We start from the raw sequence: 7075 nt of genomic DNA, 5'->3' as shown, positions 1-7075 counted from the left end.
GCTATCTCCGGCTGACCCCCGCGACCTCCGACACCGACGGATTCTTCGTCGCCGTCCTGGCCCGGGCCGATGGAAGGACCCCTGCATGACCGCCGCCCCCGTCCATGACCGTGTCCTGATCGTCGACTTCGGCAGCCAGGTGACCCAGCTCATCGCCCGGCGGCTGCGGGAGAGCGGTGTCTACTGCGAGATCCATCCCTACGACCGGATCGAGGCCATGCTGGATGCCTTTGCGCCCAAGGCGGTCATCCTCTCCGGCGGCCCGGCCAGCGTCCACGAGGACGACAGCCCCTCGGTCACCTCCCGGGTCTTTGAACTCGGCGTGCCGGTCCTGGGCATCTGCTACGGCGAAATGACCCTCTGCGCCCAGCTGGGCGGACGGGTCGAGGGCGGATACGACCGGGAGTTCGGCCGGGCCGAGATCCGGATCGAGCGCTTGTCCCCCCTGCTGGCCGGCCTGGGCGAGGTCGGCGACCGTGAGGTCGTCTGGATGAGCCACGGCGACAAGGTCACGGCCATCCCGCCCGGCTTCGAGGTGGTCGCCTCGTCCGAGGGCAGCCCCTTCGCGATCATCGCCGACGAGGGCCGCCGGTTCTACGGCGTCCAGTTCCACCCGGAGGTGGCCCACACGCCCCGGGGCGCCCTGATCCTGCGCAACTTCACCCACCGCATTGCCGGCCTGTCGGGCGACTGGACCATGGCCTCCTTCCGGCAGGAATCCGTCGCCCGGATCCGCGAGCAGGTGGGGCAGGGCCGGGTGATCTGCGGCCTGTCCGGCGGGGTGGACTCCTCCGTGGCCGCCGTCCTGATCCACGAGGCCATCGGCGACCAGCTGACCTGCGTCTTCGTGGACACCGGCCTGTTACGCCTGAACGAGGCCGAACAGGTCGTGACCATGTTCCGGGATCACTACAATATCCCGCTGGTACACGTTGATGCCGCTGAACTTTTCCTCGGAGACCTCAAAGGCGTCACCGACCCGGAGACCAAGCGCAAGACCATCGGCAGGCTCTTCGTCGAGGTCTTCGACCGCGAGGCGGCTAAGATCGAGGGTGCCGCCTTCCTGGCCCAGGGCACCCTCTATCCGGACGTGATCGAGAGCGTCTCGGCCCGGGGCGGGCCCTCGGCGGTGATCAAGAGCCACCACAATGTCGGCGGCCTGCCCGAATACATGAAGCTCAAGCTGGTGGAGCCCCTGCGCGAACTCTTCAAGGACGAGGTCCGCGTCCTGGGCGTGGAACTGGGCCTTCCGGCCCCGTTCGTGGGCCGCCACCCCTTCCCGGGGCCGGGCCTGGCCATCCGCATCCCCGGCGAGATCACGCCGGAGAAGGTGGCGGTCCTGCAGAAGGCCGACGCCATCTACCTGGAGGAAATCCGCCGGGCGGGCCTCTACGACAGCATTTGGCAGGCCTTCGCCGTCCTCCTGCCGGTCAAGACCGTGGGCGTGATGGGCGATGCCCGCACCTACGAAGACGTCCTGGCCCTGCGCGCCGTGACCTCCACCGACGGCATGACCGCCGACTTCTTCGAATTCCCCTGGGAGGTCCTCGGCCGCTGCGCCACCCGGATCATCAACGAGGTGAGGGGCGTCAACCGCGTGGTCTACGACGTGACCTCGAAGCCGCCGGGCACGATTGAGTGGGAGTAGAAACTCTTACGTAAGCGGTAGATTTGGTTTAAGTGTTGTTGTGAGTTTTTGCGGGGTTTCCAACAACAGTTGTAAAGGGCGGAACATCTTTGGTTACAACGGCTCCCATTCCGACTACAGCACCTTCACCGATAACAAGCGGCTCTGAAAATGAACCTTGTTTTATGACAACGCCTGTTCCGATGTATGCATGATTGTGAATATGAACATTGCCATTACAGTGAACATTAGGAGCAAATGTCACGTAATCACCAATAACACAGTCGTGTGCTACGTAAGAGTAAATGTTGGAATGAAAAAATTTTCCAATCTTTGCGTTTGATGTAATCATGGTGTGGGCGCACAATATAGCCCCTTCACCTATTTGGTTGCAGTCGTAAACTATTGAATGCGGTGATTGGATCGACATTGGCTTTGCGCCTTTAGATATACATTTGTTGGCAATGCGTTCGCGCGCCCTCGACTCAGCTATAGCAATATTGAATAATCGTTCACTACATTCGATTTCAAAGAACTCTATTTCGGAAATAAGTGGATATCCGTTTAATTCTTTTTGTTTTGGATTATCTTCGACAAAAAATACTTGATACGTTGTTTCGGGTTTTGATTTAAAAATAATAGAGAGATAATCAGTTAAAACCGGCATTACTTCACGCGCAAATCCGCCTGCGCCATACAGACCAAAAACAATTTTTTGGTGAGTGGGCTCTATTATTACCGTTTTTGTCTGCGCGTCTTTTTCCATTTCTGTTCTCTATTATGATAATATTTAGAATTTTATTTTACGTGTCGCAAGACTGTGTGGGAAGCGAAAAAATAGCCTAAAATGTTGTTTCAGCATCCCATCAACTTTTGAGTATGAACTGCGCAGCACATTGCGCCTGTTATGGTGTCAAAAAAGTAGTGAAATCAATAGCCTAAACGCTTTTCGCCGATACACTTGAAAAGTTAAATAGAAGGTATCCACTCAGTATTTAGGGAGACGTAAGTGATTGGAAATAATAAAGAAAAAACCTATATCATTACCATTTGAGAGAGACCGTTCACGTCCTGATGGAGATCGGCGTATGGGTAGGATCTATCTCCTCCTGGCGGGTGCTTTCGAGATTGGCTGGCCTGTCGGCATAAATATCTCCCAGGTCCCCGAAACACGCGGGATCGGTATCGCAATCGCCGCGGAACTGTTCGATGTGGCGGGTCGACTGTTACTTGGCGGGATTGGGTCGTTCGCCTTGCCCGATCTGACGGCGGCTCCCGACCCCTTGCTGCCGGTCGCGGTCTAGGAACGCGGACGTCAGCAGATTTCGATGAACGACCCTGAAGCGACCGTCAGAGTGCCGGAAGGCAGCTGTTCAGGGCTCCGTTTCAGCGGCGACTTACAGCGTCAATTGCTTCACGGTTCAGGCTGGCGGGTCCTAGCGCGCAAACCAGCCAATGAGATTGATGAGCACAGTCAGCACCAACGAGCCAATCAGCATGGCCTTCCACGGAAAGAAGACTTTCACCGACGGACCCGCCCGGGTGGCATCGTCTTCCCAGTCATGCTGCTTGTGGATTTCCTCGATCATGTGCTCCTGAGCGCGGCGCGCCGTCTTCGGAAACAACATCGGCAACAGGTTCAGCAGCACTGTCAGCACGACGGAGCCGACAATCGAAACAATCAGCCAGTTGGACATATATCCCCCCACGTGACCTGCGTTGGCAGGATTGAGTGTCGAGAAAGCGCGACCACCAGACCAAACCCCGCCACGACACTGTGAAGTATACATCAGGGTCGCACGAGGTGTCACTTGGCTCCTGGTACAAGGGGGCGTTAGGCCGAGGGGGCAGGCCTTTCTCTGCGGCGTGACCACGGCGAGCAGACGCCGGCCCCTGACCCAAAAGCGCACGTATCGATGGTGTCCAGGAGGGTTCCCAGCGTCGATAGATCTCGAAAGGTCGCTTCCGGCCGGATCGCCCGCAAACCCGCGCCAATGCTGGTGCTCTGCACTCTGGCGTTTAAAATGACGGTGATTTTCCGCGGAGCAGCCTTAGGTGCGTTATAAATCAACAACTTAGAAGGCTCGTTGATGATGGAGTGGGAGTGACCTTTCTGGTCGTGATGGAGATCGGCGTATGAGTTGGATCTATCTGCTTCTGGCGGGTGCCTTCGAGATCGGCTGGCCTGTTGGCCTAAAGATCTCCCAGGTCCCCGAAACACGCGGGATCGGCATCGCAATCGCTGTGGTTTTCATGGCGGCGAGCGGATACCTCCTCTGGCTTGCTCAAAAGGACATCCCCATCGGGACGGCGTATGCGGTCTGGACAGGCATCGGTGGGGTCGGCACCTTCATTGTCGGTGCCATGTTTTTCGGAGATGCGCTGTCATTGATGCGCATCCTCGGGGTCCTGCTGATCGTCGCCGGCGTTGCCGCTCTGAAGTTCTCAGGCTGAAATCGACATCAAGCTGGCTTCCACGCCCGCCATACCCAGTGACCGTCACCCTGGGTCCCTTCGCCCCGGCCGGCGAACGCGTGGCGGGCTTATGGATCTGGGAGGTCCGTGACCTTGAAGAGGCGGTCGCCTGGGTGAAGCCTTGCCCCAATCCAATGCCGGTCCCCAGCGGGATCGAGGTCCGGCCCTTCAACGTCCGGGATTGATGGCCGGGACCGGTTTGCCCCGGGTGTTTTCCATGGGATGTGTGCTGTGGTCCCGTCATTTCCGGAGCTTGCCCGCCTTGCGCCTGCGCCTCGCCCCTGTCCTCGCCCTCATGTTTTCTCTGTTGGTCTGGGAGAGTCCCGAGGCTGCAACCGCCAGCCCTCCGGTACAGGCCTCCCAGGGACGGGTCATCCCCACCGCTGATGGCCTGGCGGTCCTGCCGTCGCGCGACCGGGTCGAGGTGGAGAACCAGATCCTGGCCGACCGGCTAGAGACCCTGCTGCCCCGCCTGATGGCGGAGTCGGGCCTGGACATGTGGCTGGTGATCAACCGCGAGTACGCCGAGGATCCGGTCTATTTCACCCTTGTCCCCCAGCCGTCCTTTGCCGCCCGCCGGACGACCATGCTGATCTTCTTGCGCAAGCCTGACGGGACGATCGAGAAGCTGTCGGTCAACCGGTATCCGCTGGGCGGGGCCTATACGTCCGCCTGGGCCGGAGGCGACCTGGACGCTCAATGGAAAGCCCTGGCCGAGGTCATCGTCAGCCGGAACCCCCGGCGCATCGGGATCAACGTCTCCCGGGACTGGCCTGTCGCGGACGGCCTGACCGCCGCCCTGCGGGACCGGCTCCTGGAAGCCCTGCCTGCTGAATATGCCCAGCGCCTGACCCCAGCCGAACCCCTGGTCATCCGCTGGTTCGAGACCCGCACGGCCATGGAGGCGCAGGTCTATCCCCAGATCGTCGCCATCGCCCGGGGCGTGATCTCCGAGGCCTTCAGCGAGCGGGTCATCACTCCGGGCGTTACCCGGACCGAGGACGTCTCCTGGTACATCCGCAGCCGCTTTGAGAGCCTGGGGCTGTCCCCCTGGTTCTTCCCGGACGTGAACCTGCAGAGGCGCGGGGCGACTTGTGCAGCCTCGGGTCCCTCCTGTGGTGAGGAGGGCGTCATCCAGCGGGGGGATGTCCTGCATACCGACGTCGGCTTCTGCTATCTCAAGCTCTGCACCGACACCCAGGAGATGGGCTATGTGATGCGCCTTGGCGAGACCGCACCGCCGGCGGGCCTCGTTTCTGCCCTGCAGGCCGGGAACCGCTGGCAGGATCTCCTGACCGGGAACTTCGTCGTCGGGCGGACCGGGAACGCCATCCTGGCCTCGACCCTGGAAGCCGCCGGGAAGGCGGGGCTGAGGGCCAGCGTCTATAGCCATCCCCTGGGGTTCGTCGGCCATGCGCCCGGACCCACCATCGGCATGTGGGACAATCAGGGTCCGACGGCGGTGCAGGGAGACTGGCCCCTGCATGCGAACACCGCCTATGCGATCGAGGGCAATGTCCGCCACCCGGTCCCCGAATGGGGCGGGCAGTTCGTCCAGATGAAGCTGGAACAGAGCGCCCTGTTCGACGGCCAAAGGGTGATCTACCTGGCCGGCCGCCAGACCGAGTGGCACCTGGTGCGATGAGGGTGCAGGCCAGGTCGAAGGGGTCGGGGCGGCGGGCGTGAATGTTCCCTCCGTCGTCCTACACGGGGTCTCGGGCCCGCACGGTGAGCCGTCGCCCTGGGCCAGGCGACTGGATCGCGCGATAGAGACCCAGCGCCGGGTGCAGCTGCACTATCAAGACCGGAAAGGGGCCATCACTGACCGGGCGGTCCGACCGCTCGCCGTCTTCGGTCTGACAGGGGCCGAGGTCCTGATTGCCTGGTGCGAGCAGCGCGAGGACTTCAGGGTCTTTCGCCTCGACAGAATCCTGAACCTGCAGGTGCGCCGCGCTCGCTTCGAGGCGGAACCCGGCAAGACCCTGGAGGATTACACCGGCTGGGTCTGACCCTGGTTGGCGGCGACCCGATCAAGTCCACGGGGGCGTCTCAGAAGGTCCAGGACAGAGAGGCGCTGACGGACCGGGCCGGGGAGGGCGCTATGTCCTTCAGGAAGGAAGCGTGCTCGCGGATCTCGGCATTGGTCAGGTTCCGGCCCCGGAGGCTGAGGGTCACGGGCGTATCGGCAATTGGCCGCCAGGCGAGGCTGGCGTTCAGGGCGGTGTAGCCGTCCGTTGGCAGTTCGAAGGGTGCCGTGCGGGTCTGGTCTCCGACACGGCGGACCTCGAATTCCAGGTCGAGGGGCTCGGAGTTCCAGGCCAGTTCGCCGGTCAGGCCATAGGCAGGGATGCGGGGCGGGGCCCCGAAGTCCGTGGCGCCCCGGACAGTGTCGCCCGACAGACGAGCGACAAGTTCGCCGGTATCCCTTCGCAGCAGGGTCTTCTCGCCCTCGAATTCGAACCCCATGAAGTCCGCGTCCGACTGCTGGAAGTGGAAGACCGGAAGGCCCTCCCAGGTTTGGCCGGTAGGGCGCTCTTCGATGAAACCCCGGTACCGGGCGCCCCAGGCGTGGGCCTCGAACCGGGCGTTATCCCCTTTCCAGCGGAAGGTCAGCTCCAGCGACAGGGCCCGCTCGGACTCCAGGGTCGGGTCCCCGATCTCAAATGTAGACGTCCCTCCGTGGGGACCATCGGCGAAGATCTCGAACTCGGTAGGAGCCCGACCACTGTAGGCCAGGTTCGCGGCAAGGAAGACGGGCTCACTGGGCTTCCAGAACAGGCCCGCGGAGGCCGACAGGTTGGTGAAGCGGCGGGTGTCCGGGGTCCGGGACCAGTCCAGCCCCAGTTCGGAGGCAGGGGTGCTGGTTGTCCGGCCCTTGAGGTCCGCGCGCAGTTCCCGGGTGTCTATACGCAGCCCTGCGTCCAGGCCGCCCTGACCGAACTCCAGCCTCTGCAGGGTGAAGAGCCCCAGCTC

9 protein-coding genes are annotated in these 7075 nt (G+C 61.8%); 6 read left to right on the top strand and 3 right to left on the bottom strand.

From position 1 onward, the window contains the following. The first annotated feature begins 85 nt into the window (after nucleotides 1–85). Nucleotides 86–1648 carry a glutamine-hydrolyzing GMP synthase gene (guaA, locus tag WCJ52_RS10340; protein WP_336903226.1) on the top strand — a complete coding sequence of 521 codons (1563 nt, stop codon included), beginning with the start codon at nucleotides 86–88 and terminating at the stop codon, nucleotides 1646–1648. A gap of 28 nt (nucleotides 1649–1676) precedes the next feature. Here the strand turns inward: guaA and WCJ52_RS10335 are convergent, their stop codons facing one another. Further along, a complete protein-coding gene (locus WCJ52_RS10335) occupies nucleotides 1677–2393 on the bottom strand; it encodes an acetyltransferase (protein WP_336903225.1) in 717 nt (238 codons plus the stop codon). Between the two features lie 322 nt (nucleotides 2394–2715). Between WCJ52_RS10335 and WCJ52_RS10330 the strand changes: the two genes are divergently transcribed. Next, the gene (locus WCJ52_RS10330; protein ID WP_336903224.1) at nucleotides 2716–2931 is read left to right on the top strand and encodes a hypothetical protein; all 216 of its coding nucleotides are present in this window, start codon (nucleotides 2716–2718) and stop codon (nucleotides 2929–2931) included. Between the two features lie 132 nt (nucleotides 2932–3063). On the opposite strand, the gene WCJ52_RS10325 is transcribed toward WCJ52_RS10330, so the two are convergent. Then, nucleotides 3064–3324 carry a hypothetical protein gene (locus WCJ52_RS10325; RefSeq protein WP_336903223.1) on the bottom strand — a complete coding sequence of 87 codons (261 nt, stop codon included), beginning with the start codon at nucleotides 3322–3324 and terminating at the stop codon, nucleotides 3064–3066. A 439-nt stretch (nucleotides 3325–3763) separates the two neighbouring features. Here WCJ52_RS10325 and WCJ52_RS10320 point away from each other — a divergent pair, with 439 nt between their 5' ends. From WCJ52_RS10320 to WCJ52_RS10305, 4 genes are all read left to right on the top strand, one after another. Next, nucleotides 3764–4081 (top strand): multidrug efflux SMR transporter, encoded by a 318-nt coding sequence (locus WCJ52_RS10320; protein ID WP_336903222.1) that lies wholly within the window; start codon nucleotides 3764–3766, stop codon nucleotides 4079–4081. A 38-nt stretch (nucleotides 4082–4119) separates the two neighbouring features. Next, on the top strand, nucleotides 4120–4287 hold the full coding sequence (locus tag WCJ52_RS10315) for a YciI family protein (RefSeq protein ID WP_336903221.1): 168 nt from the start codon (nucleotides 4120–4122) through the stop codon (nucleotides 4285–4287). A gap of 77 nt (nucleotides 4288–4364) precedes the next feature. Further along, entirely contained in the window at nucleotides 4365–5747 is a 1383-nt protein-coding gene (locus tag WCJ52_RS10310) for a M24 family metallopeptidase (protein WP_336903220.1), read from the top strand. A 37-nt stretch (nucleotides 5748–5784) separates the two neighbouring features. After that, nucleotides 5785–6111 carry a WYL domain-containing protein gene (locus WCJ52_RS10305; protein ID WP_336903219.1) on the top strand — a complete coding sequence of 109 codons (327 nt, stop codon included), beginning with the start codon at nucleotides 5785–5787 and terminating at the stop codon, nucleotides 6109–6111. A gap of 40 nt (nucleotides 6112–6151) precedes the next feature. Here WCJ52_RS10305 and WCJ52_RS10300 read toward each other — a convergent pair. Continuing rightward, nucleotides 6152–7075 (bottom strand): TonB-dependent receptor (locus tag WCJ52_RS10300; protein ID WP_336903218.1); only part of this gene is annotated, 924 nt, incomplete at its 5' end.

The organism is Phenylobacterium sp. (assembly GCF_037138395.1).
Lineage (GTDB): Bacteria > Pseudomonadota > Alphaproteobacteria > Caulobacterales > Caulobacteraceae > Phenylobacterium.
This window is presented reverse-complemented; position numbering and strand designations above follow the sequence as displayed.

Excerpts from the sequence above, each read along its gene's own strand:
- guaA (WP_336903226.1), top strand. The coding sequence starts at position 86 with ATGACCGCCGCCCCCGTCCATGACCGTGTCCTGATCGTCGACTTCGGC.
- WCJ52_RS10335 (WP_336903225.1), bottom strand. The coding sequence starts at position 2,393 with ATGGAAAAAGACGCGCAGACAAAAACGGTAATAATAGAGCCCACTCAC.
- WCJ52_RS10330 (WP_336903224.1), top strand. The coding sequence starts at position 2,716 with ATGGGTAGGATCTATCTCCTCCTGGCGGGTGCTTTCGAGATTGGCTGG.
- WCJ52_RS10325 (WP_336903223.1), bottom strand. The coding sequence starts at position 3,324 with ATGTCCAACTGGCTGATTGTTTCGATTGTCGGCTCCGTCGTGCTGACA.
- WCJ52_RS10320 (WP_336903222.1), top strand. The coding sequence starts at position 3,764 with ATGAGTTGGATCTATCTGCTTCTGGCGGGTGCCTTCGAGATCGGCTGG.